Raw genomic sequence first — 20322 nt, forward strand, 5'->3', positions numbered from 1 at the left:
GCGGACGCCAATACCCGGATGCCGTTTGCGATGCGACACGCCCGAGTGCGCTTCGGATGGCGCCCCGATTGGACGACCCGCGGAGCCCGTGCTAGTGTTATCTCTTGTGCCGCGGGGTGGAGCAGCTCGGTAGCTCGCTGGGCTCATAACCCAGAGGTCGCAGGTTCAAATCCTGTCCCCGCAACAGAAAACACGAAGGCCCCGTCGAAAGACGGGGCCTTCGTCGTGTGCGCTCCTCGCGCGGCGCAAGCCCGCCGAACGCGGAACATCAGCCCGAGCGGAGCTCGGCGGCACCGGAATCAGTCGGCCAGCATCGCCTCGCTCATGCCGTCGAGGAATCGCGTGACCGCCCCGAGCTCTTCGGTGCTGAAGGGCCCCATCGCCTCCCGCATGCGCAGCAGCCGGGCAGCGAAGTGGCGACCGAAGTCCCGACGTGACGACTCCGTGAGCGTGATGATCAGCGCGCGCCGGTCGTTCGGATGCGGCGCGCGCTCGATGAACCCTTCCTTCGCCAGGCGGTCGAGCATCTTCGTCGTGGACGCGCTCGATATGCCGAGATGACGAGCGAGGTCGTGCGGCTTCACCAGCTCGCCGCGCTGCTCCCGGATGCTGAGCATGCGCAGCGCCGAGAGGTCGGTGGCGTTCATATCCATGTCGGAGCGCAACCCCGTGTGCATGCGATCCATGGCGTCGCTGAAGGCTCTGACGGCCTCCAGAGCCGATCGCTCTACACGATTTCTCGCGACCTCGGCATTCGGGTCAGCCATGTGGACACCACCTCTCGAGCCTGGTTATCATCGGCTCAAACGCTAGTTAAGCTAGCAAAAACGCCTTGCAAACGGCATATCCAGGACGGTGAACGTGATCTCCTTGCCCGATGACAGCCGAGCCGCTGTCGATCGCGCGCTCGACGAGGTCCTCACCCGGCTCACGGAGCGGGCCATCCCCCGGGGCTCGTCGGCGCTCGCCCTCATCCGCGCCGCGGCCGCGGCGACAGCCGGCGGCAAGCGGTTCCGCCCGGCGCTGGTCGTCGCGGCGTTCGACGCGTTCAGCGGCGACCGCGGGAGCGCGCCCGGGCTCTGGGATGTCGCGGCAGCGTTCGAACTGCTCCACAGCGCGTTCGTCATCCACGACGATCTGATCGACCGCGACATCGAGCGTCGCGGTGTTCCCAACGTCGGCGGGACCTTCCGGTCGCACGCGCGGTCACTGGGCGTCAGCGCTGACGACGCCGAGCGGGTAGGCGATGCAGCGGCCGTCCTCGCCGGCGACATCCTTCTCTACGAGGCGGCGCGTCTCGTCGCCACCGCCGACGTCGCGTCGGCTCAGCGGGTACCCCTGTTCGACCTGCTCGACGACGCCGTGCTCGTGTCAGCGATCGGCGAGCTCGCCGATGTGGAGCAGGCGGTCGTGCCCACCGAGCCCGAGACCGCACAGCTGCTCAGCACGGCGCACGACAAGACCGCGGTCTACTCGTTCTGCGCTCCCCTCGCTGCGGGCGCCGTGCTTGCCGATGCCGACGACGGCGATCGCGCCGTGCTGATGTCGGTCGGAGCAGACCTGGGCCTGGCTTTCCAGCTGGTGGACGACCTGATCGGCACCTTCGGCGACGAAGCTCAGGCCGGCCGCGGCGCGGGCGCGGACCTTCGCGAGGCCAAGCGGACACCGCTGATCTCGTTCGCGCGCGAGTCGGCGTCGTGGCCTCAGGTGTCGTCGGCGCTCGCGATGGCGCCGACCGGACCCATCGCGGTGCAGGCGGCACAGCGCGAGCTCGACGCGAGCGGTGCCCGAGAGCAACTCGTGACGCTCATCGGCCAGACGCTCGCCTCGGTACGGCGTCGGGCGACCGAGCTGCCGCCCGCCCCGCGCGCCCTCATCGAGCAGCTTGCAGACGGCATCGAAGGACGGATCCCGTGAACCCCGACCACTCGGCCATCGCGCTGTACGACCGCACGGCGCGCGACGCGGCCGCCGTGGTCATCTCGGCCTATTCGACCTCGTTCGGCCTCGCAGCCCGCCTGCTGGGGCCGCGCGTGCGCCCGCACGTCCGCAACATCTACGCCCTCGTCCGTATCGCCGACGAGATCGTCGACGGCTCCGCCGAACAGGCAGGCATGCCCCTATCGGCTCAACGCCGCGTCCTCGACGCCCTCGAGACGGAGACGCTGGTCGCCGTCGATGAAGGGTTCAGCGCGAACCTCATCGTCCACGCATTCGCGTCGACGGCCCGGGAGTGCGGGATCGGCGCCGATCTCGTCCGCCCGTTCTTCGCGTCCATGCGCACCGATCTCGAGGTGACGTCCCACGACGCGGGCTCGCACGACTCCTACGTCTACGGCTCGGCGGAGGTCGTCGGGCTGATGTGCCTCCAGACCTTCGTCAACGCCGGCGGTTCGCACCCGCGTCCCGCCGACCCCGCCCTCGTCGACGGCGCACGCCGCCTCGGCGCAGCCTTTCAGGACGTGAACTTCTTGCGCGATCTCCCCCACGACGTCGGATCCCTCGGACGCGACTACCTCGGCGTCGACGGCGCCGGCGGCACCTCGTCACGCGTCGACGTCCTCGACCGCATCGACGCCGACCTCGACGCGGCGGGCGCCATCATCCCCCTCCTGCCGGCCGACTGTCGCCGAGCGGTGACCGCGGCCCATGATCTCTTCACCGCGCTTTCGCGTCGCCTGAGGCGTGCCGGTGACACCGACCAGCGGGTGCGCGTACCCAACACCGTCAAGCTCGGGCTCGCGGCCCGCGCGACGGTGGGCGCCGCTCCCCTGCGGGCCGGCGCATGAGCCGGGCACGTGCCGGCGAGGCGGCCCCGGGATCGCGCGCCGTCGTGATCGGCGGCGGCATCGCCGGGCTCTCCACGGCCGCCCTGCTGGCCCACGAGGGATACGCCGTGACCGTCGTCGAGGCGCGAGACGAGACGGGAGGGCGCGCGGGCTCGTGGGAGCGCGACGGCTTCCGGTTCGACACCGGCCCGAGCTGGTACCTCATGCCCGAGGTCTTCGACCACTTCTTCGCGCTCCTCGGGACGAGCGCTGCGGCCGAACTCGACCTGGTGCCTCTCGTGCCGGCATACCGCGTGTACGCCGAGCCGGAGGGCGATGGCGCCGGCGAGCACATCGACGTCGTGTCGGGACGTGCCGAGGCGACCGCACTGTTCGAGAGCCGCGAGCCGGGGGCGGGCGCTCGGCTCGACGAGTACCTCGATTCCGCCGCCGACGCCTACGACCTGGCCGTGTCGAAATTCCTGTACGACACCTACGCCACGTCGGAGGGACTCCGCGACCCCGACATCCTCAAGCGGGTGCCGATGCTCGCGCCGCTGCTCACCCGATCGCTCAACCGCCTCGTCGAGAGCCGATTCGACGACCCGATGCTCCGCCAGGTGCTGGGTTACCCGGCGGTCTTCCTCGGCTCGTCACCGTATGACGTGCCGAGCCTGTACCACCTGATGAGCCACCTCGATCTCGATGACGCGGTGCTCTACCCGCGCGGCGGCTTCACCGAGATCATCGCGGCGATCGAACGTCTCGCCCGCGAGCGCGGCGTGGACGTGCGCACGGGTACCCCGGTGGCCCAGATCCTCACCGCCGACGATGGGTCGGCGACTGGCGTCCGTCTCGCCGATACGACGGAGATCCCGGCCGACATCGTCGTCTCGACCGCCGACCTGCACCACACCGAGACCGTGCTGCTGCCGCCCGACCGGCAGTCCTACCCGGAGCGCTGGTGGCGCAAGCGCACCCCGAGCTTCGGTGCGCTCCTGATCCTCCTCGGGGTCGAGGGCGAGATCCCGGAGCTGTCGCACCATACGCTGCTGTTCACACGCGGCTGGCGCGAGAACTTCGACGCGATCTCGGGCCGTGACACCCACATCCCCGATCCCGCGTCGCTGTACGTGTGCCGGCCGAGCGCGACGGACGACACAGTCGCACCCGACGGCTCGGAGAATCTGTTCGTCCTCGTCCCGATCCCCGCAGACCCGGAGCTCGGGCACGGGGGCGTGGACGGCGGCGGCGATCCCGCGATCGAGGCCGCTGCCGACCGCGCGATCGCCCAGATCGCGCAGTGGACGGGCGCGACCGACCTCGCGTCGCGAGTGACGGTCCGACGCACGATCGCTCCCGCCGACTTCGCCCGCGATCTCGGGGCGTGGCGCGGCAACTCCCTGGGTCTCGCGCACACGCTCGGGCAGAGTGCGCTCTTCCGTCCAGGCAACGCCTCGAAGAAAGTGCCCGGTCTGTACTACGCCGGCAGTTCCGTGCTGCCGGGGATCGGACTGCCGATGTGCCTCATCTCGGCGGAGCTGGTGGTCAAGCGCCTCCGCGGCGACACGACCGCCGGACCGCTTCCCGAGCCCGCGACGCCCGCCGGTTGAGCGGTGCCGGGGTCGTACCTGATCGCCCTGCTCGTGTCGCTCTGCGGCGTCGGGCTGCTCGACCGGCGGTTCCGGCTCGCGTTCTGGCGAGACCGACGACGGACGGTGATCGCCGCGTTGCTGGGGACGGTGTTCTTCCTGCTGTGGGATGCCGTGGGCATCGCCACGGGCGTCTTCGTGAAGGGCACCAGTGCCGCGCTGCTCGGCATCGACCTCGCCCCGCATCTTCCGCTCGAGGAGCCGGTGTTCCTGCTGTTCCTCAGCTACCTCGCTCTCGTCGCCTACGGCGGAGCGCGGCGGTGGCGGGAGCGGACGGGCCGCGAGAGACGCCGAACGGATGCCGCGCCGTGACCTATCCCCTCATCGTCATCCCGTTCGTCGTCGCGACCGTCGTCGTGACCGCGCTATCGGCCCGGCGGCCGCGCTTCCGCGCGCGCATGGTCTGGTCCACAGCCGCCGCCGTCGTGCTCATCCTGCTGACGGCCGTCTTCGATAACGTGATGATCGCCGCCGGCTTGTTCACCTACCCGGAGGAGCACCTCAGCGGCATCCGGATCGGTCTCGCACCGCTCGAGGACTTCGCATACCCGCTGTGCGCAGCCTTCCTGGTGCCGGCCGTCGCGACCCTCTTGGAGAAGCCGAACCGATGACCGCCACCGCGCTCGCACGTCAGCTCCTCGTCGCCTCACGTCCCGTGAGCTGGATCAACACGGCCTATCCGTTCGCCGCGGCCTACCTCCTCACGACTCGCCAGATCGACGCGACGCTCGTCATCGGCACGCTCTTCTTCCTCGTTCCGTACAACCTTGCGATGTACGGCATCAACGACGTCTTCGACTACGAGTCCGACCTGCGGAACCCGCGCAAGGGCGGGGCGCACGGCGCGATCCTCGATCGCAGCGTGCACCGGGCGACGCTGTGGACAGCAGGTTTGTCGTGCCTGCCCTTCGTCGCCTACCTCGTCGCTGTGGGCTCGCCGCTGTCGTGGCTCGTCCTGGCTGCGAGCCTCTTCTTCGTCGTCTTCTACAGCGCTCCGCCGCTGCGACTGAAGGAGAGGCCGTTCGCCGACTCGATCACCAGCAGCATCCACTTCTTCTCCCCGGCGGCGTACGGGCTCGTGCTGTCGGGCGCCACCTGGACCTGGCAGCTCGCCGTCATCCTGCTGGCCTTCGCCGCATGGGGCATCGCCTCGCACGCCTTCGGCGCGGTCCAGGACGTCGGCGCCGACCGCGAGGCGGGCATCGCCTCCATCGCGACCGTGCGCGGAGCCCGGTGGACCGTGCGGTTCGCCCTGGCCTGCTACGCCCTGGCCGGCGCGCTCATGCTCGCGACGACGTGGCCGGGGCCGCTCGCGGCGCTCGTCGCCGTCCCATACCTCATCACGCTGTGGCCGTTCCGGAACATCACCGACGAGACGTGCGAGCGTGCGACCGCGGGCTGGGACCGTTTCCTCTGGCTCAACCAGCTCGGCGGCTTCCTCGTGACGCTGCTGCTCGTGTGGTGGTGGCTGATCACGACGTGATCGGCCACCACCCGTTGCGCATCGACGAGATCAGGCGGCGGAGTCGGTCGCGCTCGCGGTCTCGATGATGCGACTCGCGCGAATCGGGTGCCCCTGTGTGGTCAGGCAGCGCCCGGTCGCGAGATCCCACTTCCAGTCGTGCAGCGAGCAGGTGAGCACACCGTCCTCGATCTTGCCCGTCTTCGTGAGGTCTGCCCGCAGATGCGGGCAGCGCCGCTGCACCGTCCAGTCGCCCAGTTCGGCATCCTCGGTCTGATCCGACTGCTCGGCGTACCAGTTCTCGACGTACTCGATGCGATCGCGCGAAAGGCACTTGAGGAAGGTCGTCAGGAACTCGTTGAACTTGCCGCTGCGACCGACCTCGAACTGCATCGAGAGGAAGATCGAGTTCGACCAATCGATCTCATGGTCGCGGATGTTCGTCGAGACGAGGTCAGCGGGGATGGTGTACCAGTAGATGCACTCCTCCCCCGCGTACTCGCGCACCTTCGCCTTCGGGAAATCGACCACCATGTCCAGCTCGCCGATGCGGAAGCGAACCATGCCGCCGACCCCGTTGCGGATGGTCCGGGCGCGCCGCAGGAGCGGCTCCCACCACTGCTTGATCGCGGCCAGCATCTCCTCCGGCGGCAGGATCGGGGCGCGGCGCTCGACCTCGGCACGGACCTCCTCCTGGCGGCTGTCGCGCTGCTCGGCGAGGTAGCTCCACTTGTCCGAGAAGATGCGCTCGATCTCGGCATCCGTGTAGAGCGTCTGCGTCACCTCGAGGGCGCCGTCGTTCAGGTCGACCTGCGTCCCGGGAACGAACAGATATCCCTTCTGGTCGGGTCGCTCTTCGGCCATGTGCGCCAGGAACTGCGCCTGGTCGGTGAAGATCGAGTCGTTCTGCTCGCCCCAGCCGTTGTACCGGAAGAGCTCCTCGCGCAGGAACATCGGCGGCCCGGCCATGGGGAAGACGTGAGGCGCGTCGACCTTGTCGATGTAGTACATGGCGCGCTTGTTCTGCGCATCGCGCTTGAGCTGTGCGAAGTTCTGCTTGGCGTCCTGCGGCAGGTCGTAGACCATCGGCCACCAGATGGCCCCCGACACCTGCGTGAAGTAGGCGTCGGGCTTTCCGAACGACATCAGCTTCTCGAGGTCGAGCGGGTGCGAGTCGTTCTGGTTCAGCACCGACCCCGTGCCGTCGTCGACCGAGAGCGACGAGTCGCCGATCGGTCCGTCGCTCGGCGCCCGCAGCGGCGTGACCATGACCTTCAGGTCGCCGAACTCGAGAGGCACGCCCGCCTGCGTGTAGATGATGTTGTCGTACCCCAGCTCACGCAGATCCCGTTCGAGATCGTCGGTCGGGTAATCCGGCAGCAGTACGCGGATGTCGGTGGGAACGTGCGCGCGCAGCAGTGCCGGGTCGAAGTGATCGCGGTGCCGGTGCGAGATGTACAGGAAGTCGGCGCGGCCGAAGCGTTCCCAGTCGAGTCCCCGGTTGTCGGGGAACGGGAACCACGAGCCGAAGAAGCTCGGTCCGACGACCGGGTCGCAGAGGATGCTGCCCCCTGCCGTCTCGATGAACATTCCGGCGTGTCCCAGGCCTGTGATGCGCATGACGATGACCTCCTGTTGCGACTGGTCGAGTCTACGTGAGGCCCCGGCGGAGGCCGGCCGCGGGGAACCGTGTCATTGCCGGGACGGATGCCGCCGGATCAGGCGAGCAGGTGCCGGATGTCGTCCGCGGTCAGCGCGTTCGAGAAGGCACCGTCCGCGTCGAGGACAGCGCTGATGAGGCGCGCTTTGCGTCGCTGGAGCTCGACGACCTTCTCCTCGATCGTGCCTGCGGCGATGAGGCGGTACACGCTCACAGGTCGTTCCTGCCCGATGCGGTGGGTTCGGTCGATCGCCTGCTGCTCCGCCGCCGGGTTCCACCAGGGATCGAGGAGGAAGACGTAGTCGGCCTCGGTGAGCGTGAGACCGACACCGCCGGCCTTGAGGCTGATGAGGAAGACCGGGTCGTCACCCTTCCGGAACGCGTCGACGACCGCCGCCCGCCGGGTGGTGGAGCCGTCGAGACGGACGACCCCGATGCCGTGCGCGCGCAGATCGGCCTCGACGATGTCGAGGAAGGACGTGAACTGGCTGAATACGAGAGCGCGGTGCCCCTCCGCGATGAGCTCGTCGAGACGGCCGCGCAACGCGTCGAGTTTGCTGGGAACGAGCCCCGGGCCGCCCGCATCCACGAGCGCGGGAGCGAGCGCGAGCATCCGCAGGAGCGTCAGCGAGCGGAAGACGATGAATCGCTGACTGTCGAGATCGTCGAGCAGCCCCAGCACCTTGCGTCGCTCCCGCTGGAGCACGCGCTCGTAGACCGCACGGTGTCCGCTGGACAGCTCCACACGCACGTCCTGCTCCTGCCGCGGCGGAAGGTCGGCCGCCACGACGTCCTTGGTGCGCCGCAGCAGGAAGGGCTGGACACGCCGGCGCAGGCGCGCGAGCCGTCGCTCTCGCGCGGCACCGCCCTCGGCGTTCTCCTCGACGCGTGCGCGCTCGATCGGTGTGACGTACTCCTCGCGGAAGCGCCGGGCGGAGGGGAACAATCCCGGACTCGTCAGCGAGAGGATCGCCCAGAGGTCGGTCAGGCTGTTCTCCAGCGGCGTCCCGGTGGCCGCGAGGACGACGTCGGCGCGCAGGCCGAGCGCGGCGCGATGCACGCGCGTCCGAGGATTCTTGACGTACTGCGCCTCGTCGAGGACGACCGTCGACCACTCCTGCTCGGCATACGCGCGCGCGTCGAGACGCAGGAGCGCGTACGAGGTCACGACGACGTCCACCTCGGGCCGATCGAGCCGGACTCCCGCGCCGTCCACCACCGCGATGCGCAGCCCGGGCGCGTGACGGGCCGCTTCGTCGCGCCAGGCCGATACGACCGACGTCGGAGCCACGACGAGCGCTGAACGGCTCTCGCCGCGCTCACGCTCGCGCTGGAGCAGCGCCAGCAGCTGCAGGGTCTTCCCGAGACCCATGTCGTCGGCGAGGATGCCGCCCAGCCGAGCATCGCGGAGCGCCGCGAGCCACGCGAAGCCCTCGTGCTGATACGGCCGCAGGGTCGTCGCGATCCCCTCGGGGACCTCGGGGAGGGCGCGCCGCGGGCCCGCTGATACCGATTCGCGCAGACGATCGACCGCATCCCGCCAGCGCGACGCGGGCTCGGCTTCGTCGGCGAGATCCTCGAAGTCGGTCCACAGCTGCAGCTGATAGCGGTTGAGCCGGGCACCGCCGGTCTCCCACTCCACCAGGTCGCGCGAGTCCTCGATGAGCTCACGGAGGCGGTCGAGCGCCGGGTGCGAGAGCGAGAAGTAGGCGCCGTCCGAGAGCAGCATCTTCTTGCGGCGCTGGGCGAGCGCGATGAACAGCGGCCGGAACGGCACGCGGCGCCCCTCGACCTCGACGTGCACGCCGAGCTCGAACCAATCGGCATCCGCCGTCTCGACCGTTCGCACCCGGATGCGAGGATCGCCCGACAGCTCGCGGTAGGACCGCGTCACGCCCGAGATCTCGACCCGGACCCCGTCCACGGCCTGCAGCGCGGGCAGGAGCTCGTTCGCGAACTCGGCCGCGTCGACGCCGGTCCGGGTTCCGCTGGGCGAGAACGGTCGCTCGGTAGCGCTCGCCCACGCTGCCTCCAGCGAGGTGCGAAGCTCGGGGTCGACCGATGACGAACCAGCGGCGCTCTCCCACGGCACCTGACCGACTCCGGGCACCTGCCACGCCATCGCATACGCCAGCTCGTCGCGCGGGCGCTGGTTCACCGTGACGACGATCGTCGTCCGCTCCGGTGCCGGCAGCCGCACACCGTGGCCCCCGATGACGGCCGTCTCGCGGGCCAGCTGCGGATAGGCCTCGCGCAGGAAGTCGGCGCGCTCCGCTTCCGGCACGGTGACCGGTGCGCCCGCAGCCAGCAGCGAACGCACGCCCGGACCGACGCCGGCCGGCGCGAAGACGATCTGGAGCGAACCGCCTGCCTGGTCGATTCCGTAGACCCCGACGTGGCCGATGGGACGCGCGTGCGCGGCGGCGTCCCCTCCGTCGAAGCGCACGACGGGGCTGAGGCGCAGGCCGCCGTCGACGCCGTCGACGCGCACCTCCACCGACGCCGCATCGCCGAGTCGTACGTCCTGGTCTGGCCGGGTCGACACGATCGGGATCCCGAGAGCGGACGCCGCGCGAAGATGCGGCCAGAGCAGCTCGGAGTCGGCGCCGTCGAGGGTCAGCCACTCCGAATCGCCGTAGCCGCCCAGCAGCCGGGCGTCGTGCGCGATGCCGTACAGCGTCGAGAACCAGCGGGCGCGCGCCGGATCGACCCGCCAGGCGCCGCGGCGAAGCGACTCCCAGGTCTCGTCGCCCTGCACCCATCGCCCGCTCGTCGCGCTCCGCGAGAGCGGGCGCGCCGCCAGTCGGAGTTCGCCGTCGGACGTGGCGACGCTGCGTGCGGTGGCCGGGAGCACCCGCCGCGGGCCCCAGTGCGCCGTGCCCGCGCTCTCTCGCTGTCGCAGCTGCACGCCGAGGGCGACCGGGTTCTCCCCCGTCGTCGCGGGCGCGAGGACGGTACGCCACGACGGCGTCGTCCTCCCGATCACGGGTCAGGCCTCATAGGAGGATCCTCGCGCGTGCCTCCGACGTCGGTCAGCCCAGGCGCGCGACCCGGCCGAGCACGCCGTGCACGAAGGCACTCGACCCGTCGGTCGAGAACTCCTTCGCGAGCTCGACGGCCTCGTCGATCGCAACGGCCGCGGGGACGGCGTCGTTGTACACGATCTCCCAGACCCCGAGCCGCAGGATGGCCCGGTCGACCGCAGGCATCCGCGCGAGCGACCAGTCCTTCGCGAAGGTGGTGATCTGCTCGTCGATGTCGTCGCGGTTGTCGATGATCCCGTCGATGATCTCGCGCGCGTACAGCCACGACGCCTCGCGTGCGGGCTCGAGCGCCGCGCGCTTGGCCTCGGCGGCGAGGGTCACCCCGAGGTCGTCGCCGCGGATGTCGGACTGATAGAGGATGTCGAGGGCGCGCTTGCGCGCCTTGGAGCGAGCGCTCATCGGACGAAGGCCGGCGTCAGTTCACGCGGCCGAGGTAGTCACCCGTGCGGGTGTCGACCTTGACCTTCGTGCCCTGCTCGACGAACAGCGGGACCTGGATCTCGTAGCCGGTCTCGACCGTCGCCGACTTCGTGCCGGCCGACGAGCGGTCGCCCTGGAGGCCGGGCTCGGTGTACGTGATCTCGAGGACGACCGAGGCGGGGAGCTCGATGTAGAGCGGGTTGCCGTTGTTGAGCGCGATCTGCACCTGCTGGTTCTCGAGCAGGTAGTTCTTGGCGTCGCCGACGGTGACGGCGGGGACGGTGATCTGGTCGTAGTCGTCGACGTCCATGAAGACGAAGTTGTCGCCGTCGTTGTAGAGGTAGGTGAAGTCGCGGCGGTCGACGTTCTCGATCTCGATCTTCGCGCCCGCGTTGTAGGTGCGGTCGACGGTCTTGCCCGACACGACGTTCTTCAGCTTGGTGCGCACGAAGGCGCCACCCTTGCCGGGCTTGACGTGCTGGAACTCGATGACGTTCCAGAGCTGACCGTCGATGCTGAGGACGACGCCGTTCTTGATGTCTGCGGTCGATGCCATGAGTGTGGAGTTCCGTTCGTGTGGTCGGGCGGCCGACGGGCCGAGGATCGATTCTACGCGAGGATGTCGAGCAGCTGTCGCGTCGCGCGCGCGTAACCGCCGACGCCCTCACCGATGACGTGCACCGAGGCGACGTCGGCGACGTAGGAGTGGTGGCGGAAGCTCTCGCGGTCGTAGACGTTGGAGATGTGGACTTCGGCCACCGGCAGGGAGACTCCCGCGAGGGCGTCTCGGAGGACGACGGAGGTGTGCGTCAGTCCGCCGGGGTTGATCACGATGCCGGCGCAGTCCGCGCGGGCCGCGTGGATGGCGTCGATGAGGACGCCTTCGTGATTGCTCTGCACGCAGCGCACGTCGACGCCGCGTTCCGCCGCCGTCGCGATGACGAGCGCCTCGACGTCGGCGAGGGTCTCGCGTCCGTAGATCTCGGGCTCGCGGGTGCCGAGAAGGTTGAGGTTCGGCCCGTTGACCAGCAGCAGGCGGCGGGGGGTGTTCACGCGCCCACCCTATCGACGACGTCCGGGCTCAGGCGCCGACCTCCTGGTAAGCGGCGAAGAGCAGCGACTCGTCGGGCGCCTGCAGCACGGTCGGCTTCGCGATGTCGTCGAGCACGATGAACCGCAGCATCGAACCCCGCGTCTTCTTGTCGCGCTGCATCGTCGCGAGCAGCTGACGCCAGGCACCCGCCCGGTACGACGTCGGCAGCCCGAGGGTCTCGAGGATGTCGCGGTGACGCTGGGCCGCGGCATCCGGAAGCCGCCCCGCCAGCCGCGACAGCTCGGCCGCGAACATCATCCCCACGGAGATCGCGGCCCCGTGACGCCACTGGTAGCGCTCCGCGTGCTCGATGGCATGCCCGAGCGTGTGCCCGTAGTTGAGGACTTCGCGCAGCCCCGCTTCGCGCAGGTCCTCCCCCACGACTTTCGCCTTCATGTCGATCGCGAGCTCGATGCTGCGCCGGAACGCGTCGCTGTGAGGGTCGACGGCCGACTCGGGATCCGCCTCGATCAGGTCGAGGATCTCGGGGTGCCAGATGAAACCGGCCTTGACGACCTCCGCGAAGCCGGCGACGCGCTCGTTGCGCGAGAGCCCGTCGAGCAGGTCGAGGTCGCAGACCACGGCGACGGGGGGCCAGAAGGCACCCACGAGGTTCTTGCCCTCCGCGGTGTTGATCCCCGTCTTCCCGCCGACGGCCGCGTCGACCATGCCGAGCACCGTCGTGGGCACCTGGACGACCGCGATGCCGCGCAGCCACGTCGCGGCCACGAAGCCGGCGAGGTCGGTCACCGCCCCGCCGCCGAATCCGACGACGGCATCCGTCCGCGTGAAGTCCGCCTGGCCCATGACCTGCCAGCAGAAGGCGGCGACCTCGACGCGCTTGCCCTGCTCGGCGTCGGGGATCTCCGCCAGCAGCACCTGACGGTCGCCGCCGAGGGTCTCGCGGAGGCGCTCGGCCTGCGCCGACAGGGTCGGGGGGTGCACGATGAGGACCTTGCGCGCGGCCTCGGGCAACACCGAGCCGACGAGCGGGAGGATGCCGCGCCCGATGGTGACGTCGTAGGGCGCGGCGCCCCCGACGGTGATGACGGTGGTGTCTGTCATGACGTCCCCTCCTGCGCCCACGCCGCGATGGCGTCGACGATGTCCTGAATCCGGCCGGTGGATGTGTCGAAGCGTGCGTCGGCGAGCTGCTCGTAGAGTTCGCGCCGGCCCTCGGCGACCTCCCGCCAGCGCTTCACCGGGTCTTCGCCCTGGAGCAGCGGGCGCGTGGTGCCGGCCAGGCGGGAGGCGATCGTCTGCTCCGAGACGGTGAGCAGCACGACGCGGTGCGAAGCGACGTCGCTCCGTGTGTCGGGGTGCAGCACCGCTCCGCCGCCGAGGGCGACGACGCCACCACGCGCGAGCGCCTCGGCGACCGCGAGACGCTCCAGCTCGCGGAAGCGCTCTTCGCCGTGCTCCGCGAACAGCCGCTCGATAGGGCCGTGGTCGCGGACGACGAGAGCGTCGCTGTCGGTGAACGTCGTGCCGAGGACGCGCGCCAGCTTCTTGCCGATGCTCGACTTGCCCGCGCCCATCGGCCCGATCAGGACGATCGCCGGGGCGGTCATCCGATCGCGTCGTCGCTCAGCGCCGCCGAGCGCAGCGTCTCGGGGATCGCCGCGAGGTACCCCTCGAGATTGCGGCGGGTCTCCGCGACGTTGTCGCCCCCGAACTTCTCGAGCACGGACTCGGCGAGCACGATCGCCACCATGGCCTCGGCGACGACGCCCGCCGCCGGCACGGCGCACACGTCGGACCGCTGGTGGTGGGCCGTGGCCGCATCGCCCGAGGCGACGTCGACGGTGCGCAGCGCCTTCGGCACGGTCGCGATCGGCTTCATGCCCGCACGGACGCGGAGGACGGTGCCCGTCGACATCCCGCCCTCGGTGCCGCCTGCCTTGTCACTGGAACGCGCGATGCCCGCGTCGGTCGCGAACAGCTCGTCGTGCGCCGCCGAGCCACGACGACGCGTGGTCTCGAAGCCGTCGCCGACCTCGACGCCCTTGATCGCCTGGATGCCCATGAGCGCCTGCGCGAGCTTCGCGTCGAGACGGCGGTCCCACTGCACGTGCGAGCCGAGCCCCGGCGGCAGCCCGTAGGCGAGGACCTCGACGATCCCGCCCAGCGTGTCGCCGTCCTTCTTCGCAGCGTCGACCTCGGCGACCATCGCGGCAGAGGTCTCGGCGTGGAAGCAACGCAGCGGGTCCGTGTCCAGCGCGTCGACGTCGTCGGGCGTCGGCAGCGCCGAGCCGTCGGGAACCCGCACGGGACCGATCGAGAGCGTGTGGCTGACGAGCCGGATGCCGAGCTCGTTTAGGAACGACCGGGCCACCGCCCCCAGAGCCACGCGCGCGGCCGTCTCGCGCGCGCTCGCACGCTCGAGGATCGGGCGGGCTTCGTCGAACCCGTACTTCTGCATCCCGACGAGGTCGGCGTGGCCGGGGCGGGGGCGCGTCAGGGCGGCGCCCCGTCCGCGTGAGCGTTCCGTGAGCTCGATCGGCTCGGGGCTCATCACCTCGACCCACTTCGGCCACTCGGTGTTGCCGATGCGCAGGGCGATCGGGCTGCCGAGGCTGAAGCCGTGTCGGACGCCCGTCGAGATGGTGAGTTCGTCCTCCTCGAACTTCATGCGCGAGCCACGGCCATAGCCGAGCTTGCGCCGAGCGAGGTCGGCCTGGATCGCGGCGCGCGAGACGGGCACGCCGGCGGGGAGGCCCTCCATGAGGGCGACGAGTTCGGGGCCGTGCGATTCGCCGGCCGTGAGCACGCGGAGCATTCGTCTATCCTCCCATGAGCGACCGGCGCATGACGGCGACGACGTCCTCCTCGCCGGTCAGCGGGTCGTCGGGCGAGCCCGAGGCGAAGATGCGGATCTGGAGCACCGCCTGATGGAGCAGCATGGTCGCGCCCGGATGGGCCGGCTGTCCCGCCGCGAGCCAGGCGTGTCCGAGTGCGGTGGGCCACGTGCCGTAAACGACGTCGTAGAGCGTTCCGCCGGTCGCGGCGAGCCGCTCGGCGTCGGGGTCGGAGACCGGAGCATCGCCCGGCAGGGTCGATACGGTCAGCTCGACCTCCCCCGCGGGAGCATCGAGCGGCGACACGGTCGTCGGAATGCCCCGGCTCGCCGCGAGCGCGAGCAACGGGTCGGCCGCGGCGGGGCGTCGTGCCGCGATGTCGATCCGGCCGATGCCGATGCGCTCGAGGGCGAGGAGCGCCGACGTCGCCGTCGCGCCGGCACCGACGATGCGGGCACGGGGCGCAGCGGCGGACCCGATCTCCGTCAGTGCGGCCGCCAACCCGCCCACGTCGGTGTTGAACGCCGCCCAGCCGTCGCCGGAGCGGACGAGCGTGTTCGCCGCGCCGGTCGCGGTCGCCGCGGCATCCCGCGTCCGAGCCGCGTCGTGCGCGAGCGTCTTCAACGGCATCGTCAGCGACAGTCCCCGCCACTCCGGCCCGAGCGCCGCCAGCTCCCGAGCGAACGACGACTCGTCGACGCGCCGCCGCCCGTACCGCCATGGCAGACCGAGCCGGTCGTACGCCGCGGTGTGGAGAGCCGGCGACAGGCTGTGACCGATCGGCGAGCCCCACACCTCGAAGCGGCGCGGCTCTCCCGCAGACGGCTCAGCAGCCGCGGTTGTCATTCGCGTCGCACCATGCGTGCCACTGCTCGATGCCGGCCTGGTGCTCCTCGTAGGTCGCCGAGAAGATCGTCTCGCCGGTGTCCATGTTCCAGGTGACGAAGTAGAGCCACGGCCCGTCCGCGGGATGCATGGCGGCGTCGATCGCCTCGTCGCCGGGATTGGCGATCGGCCCGGCCGGCAGCCCGGCGCGGACGTAGGTGTTCCACGGGTTGTCGTCCTCTAGCGCCTCCGCCGACGAACTGACCGTGCCGTCGTGCATCTCGTTGTAGCCGTACTGCGCCGTCGAGTCCATCTGCAGGGGCATGCCGTCCGCAAGACGGTTGGCGATGACGCGCGAGACCTTGTAGAAGTCGTCAGACAGACGCGCCTCGCGCTGGATGATGGACGCCGTCGTGAGGATCTCCTCGCGGCGCTCCTGCGGCACTCCCGCAGCGTCGAGCGACTCGATCGTCCGGTCCACCATCGTCCGCACGATGTCGGTGGCCGACAGGCCCGGATCGAACTGATAGGTCGCCGGGAAGAGCCAGCCCTCTAGCGAGGCGGCGGCGACACCGTAGGCAGAGGGGTCGTCGACCGCGGCGGTGAAGTCCGCCGCCGGCATCCCCGTCCCCTGGGCGAGCACCTCGACGGTCTGGTCCAGCGTCAGCCCCTCCCGCAGCTGCGCCGCGTTCTGGCGCTTGCTGGTCGGGTCGAGGATGAGGGCGAGGGCCGCCTCCGAGGTCATCCGCTGCTGCAGCGCGTACACGCCGGGCTGGAAGGTCGGGTTCTGGGCGGTCGCGATGAGGTGGTCGTAGAACGCCGTCGGCGTCTTGGTGACGCCCTGGTCGAAGAGCGTCTGAGAGATCGTGGATCCGGTGTCACCGTCGACCACGGTGACCAGCACCTCGCCCGTCGCCTCGCCGGGCTCGAAGTCCTTCGGCTCTTCCCAGCCCATCACGGAGCGGATCTGCGTCTCGTAGGTGCTCCAGACCCACGCGGCGCCGGCACCGATACCTCCGATGATCGCGAGGATCACGATCAGCACGACCCACTTCGCGATGCGGCTCTTCTTCCGGTCGCGGTCGTGGCGGCTGGGAACAGCCCCCACCTCGTGCGTGCTCACTTCTCCCGTGAACAGGGCGTCGAGCGTGCCGACCGCAGGCGCAGCGGCCCTCGGCGCCTGCGCATACGACGGCTGCTCGCCCTGAGCCCGATCGCGGGACGCCGTCGCGTGCACCGATCCGCGGTGCTCGGCAGCGGAGGTCGGGACGTGCTCCGGGCGCGGAGCCTCCCCGGTGCGCGGGGATTGCTCGGGACGCGCTGGACCACCCGGCGAGGATGCCGGACTCTGGGCGGCCGCACGCGCGGCGCGTCGGCTCGTCGGGACGGCGTTGTCGTGCGGCGGGCGATCAGTCATGTCAGGGGTGCTCCTGCGAGGATGCGACGGAAGCGCCGGGCGGGTTACCGGTGCTCTTCTCGACGTCGAGTGCCTGCTGGAGGAGCACTACGGCGGCGACCTGGTCAACAATGCTACGAGACGATCGCTGCGATCGGCCCGAACCGCGCAATGCGCTGTGCGCGCTGACTGTGCTCAGCCGCTCGTCGACGAGACGGACGGGGTGCCCCGCAGCGGCCAGAGCCTCGGCGAATCCGCGAGCGTCGGCCGTCGAAGCCGTCTCCCGTCCGCTGAGGGCGACCGGCAGGCCGACGACGAGCTCCACCGCGTCGTACTCCGCCGCGAGCGCGCTGATGCGCGCCACGTCGCCCTCACCGCGCGGCACCGTCTCGACCGGTACCGCGAGCAGTCCGTCTCGGTCGCACCGTGCGACGCCGATGCGGGCGGTGCCCACGTCGACGCCGAGGCGCACGCCCGGGCGGAATCCGCTCACAGGCCGCTCGCCGCGTCGCGGACGGCGCGGAGGGCCGCGGGCAGCGCCGCGGCGTCCGTTCCGCCGCCCTGCGCCACATCGTCACGTCCGCCACCGCCGCCACCGAGAGCGGATGCCGCGGCCTTGGCGAGCACGCCGGCTTTGGCACCGGCAGCGCGTGCGACGTCATTGGTCGCGACGACCACCACCGGCCGCTCCCCCACGACCGCGCCGAGCGCGACGATCGCCGCCGCGTCGGCCCCGAGCCGATCGCGTACCTGCAGCGCGAGGGTGCGCACGTCGTCCGCCGACCCCGCTGACCCCAGCGACTCGGCGACGATCTGGAACGGCCCCGCGGCAGCGGCCGCCGACACGAGCTGCGGCAGCCGGTCGGCGAGGGCGCGGGCCTCGAACTGTGCGATCCGCTTCTCGGCGGCCTTCAGGCTCGCGGCCAGCTCGGCCACGCGCGCGGCGAGCTGGTCGCGCGGCGTCTTCAGCGAGCTCGTGAGCTGCGAGACGATGGCACGTTCGGCGGCGAGCTCGCGGAAGGCATCCTGGCCGACGAGGGCCTCGACGCGCCGGTTCGACGCACCCACCGACGACTCGCCGATGAGGTTGATGAGACCGACCTCGGCGCTCGACGACACATGCGTCCCCGCGCAGAGCTCGCGAGACCACGGGCCACCGATGTCGACCATGCGGACGGTCTCGCCGTACTTCTCGCCGAACAGCGCCATCGCGCCCGCGGCCTTCGCCTCGTCGAGCGACATGATCCGGGTCGTGACCTCGAGGTTGTCGCGGACGGCGTTGTTGGCGATCTCCTCGATCTCGGTGCGCGTCTCGGGCGAGAGGGCCTGACCCCACGAGAAGTCGAAGCGCAGATAGCCGGCGCGGTTGAGCGAGCCGGCCTGTGTCGCGCTCTTGCCGAGCGTGTCACGCAGTGCCGCGTGCACGAGGTGCGTCGCGGAGTGGGCCTGCTGCGCAGCGCGGCGGTTCGCGGCATCCACCACCGTCGTGGCGGCTTCACCCACGGCCACTTCGCCGGTCGTGACCTCGACGGTGTGGCTGACGAGACCGGGCACCGGCTTCTGCACGTCGAGGACCTCGAGCTCGTAGCCCGGGCCCACGATGACGCCCTTGTCGGCGACCTGGCCGCCGGATTCGGCGTACAGGGCCGTCTCGGCCAGGATGACCTCCGCGATCTGGCCCTGACTCGCGCGGTCGACGGAGACACCGCCGACCAGGATGCCGAGCACCCGGCTGCCGGTCTCGAGCTCGGTGTAGCCCGTGAACACCGTCTCACCCTGAGCGCGGAAGTCGCGGTAGACGCTCGTGTCGGCGAGCTGTCCCTTGCGGGACCGCGCGTCGGCCTTGGCACGCTCGCGCTGCTCCTGCATGAGCGAGTCGAAGGCCCCCCGGTCGACGCTGAGACCCGCCTCCTCGACGATCTCGAGCGTCAGGTCGATGGGGAACCCGTAGGTGTCGTGCAGCAGGAACGCCTGTGCACCGCTCAGCTCGCCCGCGCCGGCCTGCTTGGCCTGTGCGACGGACTCGTCGAGCAGCTCGGACCCCGCGGCCAGCGTGCGCAGGAAGGTCGCCTCCTCGGCGAGGGCGTACTGCGAGAGCCGCGCGTAGTCGGTCTCGACGATCGGGTAGGCCTCTTTCATCGCGTCGCGGGACGCGGCGAAGAGCTCGGCGAAGCTCGGTCCCTCGACGCCCAGCAGGCGCATCGATCGGATGGCCCGACGCATCAGACGACGCAGGATGTAGCCCCGGCCGTCGTTCGACGGGGTGACGCCGTCGGAGAGCAGCATGAGCGACGACCGCACGTGATCCGCGATGACACGGAAGCGCACGTCGTCCTCGTGGTCGGCGCCGTACGTCTTGCCCGACAGCTCGACCGCCTTGTCGAGCACGGGACGCACCTGATCGGTCTCGTACATGTTGTCGACGCCCTGCTTGATGAAGGCGACCCGCTCGAGTCCCATGCCGGTGTCGATGTTCTTGTTCGGCAGCTCGCCGACGATCGTGAAGTCGTACTTCGAGCGCACGTCGGCGATCTCGTACTGCATGAACACGAGGTTCCAGATCTCGATGTACCGGTCGTCGTCGGTCGCCGGGCCGCCGTCGATGCCGTACGCGGGGCCGCGGTCGAAGAAGATCTCGGAGCACGGACCCGCGGGACCGGGCAGCCCGGTGCTCCAGTAGTTGGTGTCCTTGCCGAGACGCTGGATGCGCTCATCGGGCAGCGTCGAGTGCTTCAGCCACAGCTCACGGGCCTCGTCGTCCTCTTCGTAGACCGTGACCCAGAGATCCTTCGGATCGAACCCGAGGCCGCCCTCCGACTCGGGGCTGGTCAGCAGTTCCCACGCGAACGAGATGGCGCCCTCTTTGAAGTAGTCGCCGAAGGACCAGTTGCCGAGCATCTGGAAGAACGTGCCGTGACGAGGGGTCTTGCCGACCTCCTCGATGTCGTTGGTGCGGATGCACTTCTGCACGTCCGCGGCGCGCGGGTAGGGAGCAGGCACATCGCCCGAGAGGTACGGGATGAAGGGGACCATGCCCGCGACGGTGAACAGCAGCGCGGGGTCATCGGTGACGAGCGATGCGGAGGGCACGATCGTGTGCCCCTTCTTCTCGAAGTAGTCCAGGTAGCGCTGGGCGATCTCGGCGGTCTTCATCGGGTTCCTTCGGCAGGCAGGCATCGGCGTCGCGCCCCGGGGCGCGACGCC

At 70.3% G+C, this 20322-nt stretch carries 19 protein-coding genes and 1 tRNA gene; 7 read left to right on the top strand and 13 right to left on the bottom strand.

What is annotated here, in order from left to right:
• Positions 1-110: 110 nt before the first annotated feature.
• Positions 111-184 (top strand) — tRNA-Met (locus tag C3481_RS02720).
• A gap of 115 nt (positions 185-299) precedes the next feature.
• On the opposite strand, the gene C3481_RS02725 is transcribed toward C3481_RS02720, so the two are convergent.
• On the bottom strand, positions 300-686 hold the full coding sequence (locus C3481_RS02725) for a MarR family transcriptional regulator (RefSeq protein ID WP_258039003.1): 387 nt from the start codon (positions 684-686) through the stop codon (positions 300-302).
• 175 nt (positions 687-861) lie between these two features.
• Here C3481_RS02725 and C3481_RS02730 point away from each other — a divergent pair, with 175 nt between their 5' ends.
• Genes C3481_RS02730 through C3481_RS02755 form a run of 6 tightly spaced genes read left to right on the top strand, consistent with a single transcriptional unit; the run spans position 862 to position 5903 of the window.
• On the top strand, positions 862-1917 hold the full coding sequence (locus C3481_RS02730; protein ID WP_023951190.1) for a polyprenyl synthetase family protein: 1056 nt from the start codon (positions 862-864) through the stop codon (positions 1915-1917).
• A complete protein-coding gene (locus C3481_RS02735; protein WP_023951192.1) occupies positions 1914-2789 on the top strand; it encodes a squalene/phytoene synthase family protein in 876 nt (291 codons plus the stop codon). Before C3481_RS02730 ends, C3481_RS02735 begins: the two co-directional genes overlap by 4 nt.
• Complete coding sequence (gene crtI / locus C3481_RS02740; RefSeq protein WP_103840691.1) at positions 2786-4381, top strand: phytoene desaturase family protein; 1596 nt, start codon at positions 2786-2788, stop codon at positions 4379-4381. Before C3481_RS02735 ends, crtI begins: the two co-directional genes overlap by 4 nt.
• Positions 4382-4384: 3 nt before the next feature.
• Positions 4385-4732, top strand: coding sequence for a lycopene cyclase domain-containing protein (locus C3481_RS02745; protein WP_064956711.1), 348 nt, complete (start codon positions 4385-4387; stop codon positions 4730-4732).
• The gene (locus C3481_RS02750; protein WP_023951198.1) at positions 4729-5031 is read left to right on the top strand and encodes a lycopene cyclase domain-containing protein; all 303 of its coding nucleotides are present in this window, start codon (positions 4729-4731) and stop codon (positions 5029-5031) included. The genes C3481_RS02745 and C3481_RS02750 overlap by 4 nt, the downstream gene beginning before the upstream one ends.
• On the top strand, positions 5028-5903 hold the full coding sequence (locus C3481_RS02755) for a prenyltransferase (protein ID WP_023951200.1): 876 nt from the start codon (positions 5028-5030) through the stop codon (positions 5901-5903). Before C3481_RS02750 ends, C3481_RS02755 begins: the two co-directional genes overlap by 4 nt.
• A 30-nt stretch (positions 5904-5933) precedes the next feature.
• On the opposite strand, the gene C3481_RS02760 is transcribed toward C3481_RS02755, so the two are convergent.
• The 12 genes from C3481_RS02760 to alaS all read right to left on the bottom strand — a co-directional run bounded on the left by C3481_RS02760 (position 5934) and on the right by alaS (position 20271).
• On the bottom strand, positions 5934-7502 hold the full coding sequence (locus C3481_RS02760; protein ID WP_064956712.1) for an MBL fold metallo-hydrolase: 1569 nt from the start codon (positions 7500-7502) through the stop codon (positions 5934-5936).
• Between the two features lie 98 nt (positions 7503-7600).
• Positions 7601-10528 (bottom strand): DEAD/DEAH box helicase, encoded by a 2928-nt coding sequence (locus C3481_RS02765; RefSeq protein ID WP_258039004.1) that lies wholly within the window; start codon positions 10526-10528, stop codon positions 7601-7603.
• Between the two features lie 46 nt (positions 10529-10574).
• Positions 10575-10985 carry a transcription antitermination factor NusB gene (gene nusB, locus C3481_RS02770; protein ID WP_023951206.1) on the bottom strand — a complete coding sequence of 137 codons (411 nt, stop codon included), beginning with the start codon at positions 10983-10985 and terminating at the stop codon, positions 10575-10577.
• 16 nt (positions 10986-11001) lie between these two features.
• The gene (efp, locus tag C3481_RS02775) at positions 11002-11562 is read right to left on the bottom strand and encodes an elongation factor P (protein ID WP_023951208.1); all 561 of its coding nucleotides are present in this window, start codon (positions 11560-11562) and stop codon (positions 11002-11004) included.
• Between the two features lie 53 nt (positions 11563-11615).
• Entirely contained in the window at positions 11616-12059 is a 444-nt protein-coding gene (aroQ, locus tag C3481_RS02780; protein WP_023951210.1) for a type II 3-dehydroquinate dehydratase, read from the bottom strand.
• Positions 12060-12087: 28 nt separating this feature from the next.
• Positions 12088-13164: a 3-dehydroquinate synthase gene (aroB, locus tag C3481_RS02785; RefSeq protein WP_064956715.1), complete on the bottom strand. Its 1077-nt coding sequence runs from the start codon at positions 13162-13164 to the stop codon at positions 12088-12090.
• On the bottom strand, positions 13161-13670 hold the full coding sequence (locus C3481_RS02790) for a shikimate kinase (RefSeq protein ID WP_064956716.1): 510 nt from the start codon (positions 13668-13670) through the stop codon (positions 13161-13163). The genes aroB and C3481_RS02790 overlap by 4 nt, the downstream gene beginning before the upstream one ends.
• On the bottom strand, positions 13667-14878 hold the full coding sequence (gene aroC / locus C3481_RS02795; RefSeq protein ID WP_103840693.1) for a chorismate synthase: 1212 nt from the start codon (positions 14876-14878) through the stop codon (positions 13667-13669). Before aroC ends, C3481_RS02790 begins: the two co-directional genes overlap by 4 nt.
• Positions 14879-14882: 4 nt before the next feature.
• On the bottom strand, positions 14883-15743 hold the full coding sequence (locus tag C3481_RS02800) for a shikimate dehydrogenase (protein WP_103840695.1): 861 nt from the start codon (positions 15741-15743) through the stop codon (positions 14883-14885).
• The gene (gene mltG / locus C3481_RS02805; protein ID WP_103840697.1) at positions 15724-17139 is read right to left on the bottom strand and encodes an endolytic transglycosylase MltG; all 1416 of its coding nucleotides are present in this window, start codon (positions 17137-17139) and stop codon (positions 15724-15726) included. The genes C3481_RS02800 and mltG overlap by 20 nt, the downstream gene beginning before the upstream one ends.
• A gap of 1 nt (position 17140) precedes the next feature.
• Complete coding sequence (gene ruvX, locus C3481_RS02810) at positions 17141-17611, bottom strand: Holliday junction resolvase RuvX (protein WP_023951222.1); 471 nt, start codon at positions 17609-17611, stop codon at positions 17141-17143.
• Positions 17608-20271, bottom strand: a complete 2664-nt coding sequence (gene alaS, locus C3481_RS02815) for an alanine--tRNA ligase (protein WP_103840699.1) — start codon at positions 20269-20271, stop codon at positions 17608-17610. The genes ruvX and alaS overlap by 4 nt, the downstream gene beginning before the upstream one ends.
• Positions 20272-20322 lie beyond the last annotated feature (51 nt).

The sequence above is a fragment of the Microbacterium sp. Ru50 genome, assembly GCF_002920555.1.
GTDB classification, from domain to species: Bacteria; Actinomycetota; Actinomycetes; order Actinomycetales; family Microbacteriaceae; genus Microbacterium; species Microbacterium arborescens.

Coding starts and splice junctions, on each gene's coding strand:
- C3481_RS02725 (WP_258039003.1), bottom strand. CDS start 686: ATGGATCGCATGCACACGGGGTTGCGCTCCGACATGGATATGAACGCC.
- crtI (WP_103840691.1), top strand. CDS start 2,786: ATGAGCCGGGCACGTGCCGGCGAGGCGGCCCCGGGATCGCGCGCCGTC.
- C3481_RS02755 (WP_023951200.1), top strand. CDS start 5,028: ATGACCGCCACCGCGCTCGCACGTCAGCTCCTCGTCGCCTCACGTCCC.
- C3481_RS02760 (WP_064956712.1), bottom strand. CDS start 7,502: ATGCGCATCACAGGCCTGGGACACGCCGGAATGTTCATCGAGACGGCA.
- nusB (WP_023951206.1), bottom strand. CDS start 10,985: ATGAGCGCTCGCTCCAAGGCGCGCAAGCGCGCCCTCGACATCCTCTAT.
- efp (WP_023951208.1), bottom strand. CDS start 11,562: ATGGCATCGACCGCAGACATCAAGAACGGCGTCGTCCTCAGCATCGAC.
- aroB (WP_064956715.1), bottom strand. CDS start 13,164: ATGACAGACACCACCGTCATCACCGTCGGGGGCGCCGCGCCCTACGAC.
- C3481_RS02790 (WP_064956716.1), bottom strand. CDS start 13,670: ATGACCGCCCCGGCGATCGTCCTGATCGGGCCGATGGGCGCGGGCAAG.
- aroC (WP_103840693.1), bottom strand. CDS start 14,878: ATGCTCCGCGTGCTCACGGCCGGCGAATCGCACGGCCCCGAACTCGTC.
- C3481_RS02800 (WP_103840695.1), bottom strand. CDS start 15,743: ATGACAACCGCGGCTGCTGAGCCGTCTGCGGGAGAGCCGCGCCGCTTC.
- mltG (WP_103840697.1), bottom strand. CDS start 17,139: ATGACTGATCGCCCGCCGCACGACAACGCCGTCCCGACGAGCCGACGC.
- alaS (WP_103840699.1), bottom strand. CDS start 20,271: ATGAAGACCGCCGAGATCGCCCAGCGCTACCTGGACTACTTCGAGAAG.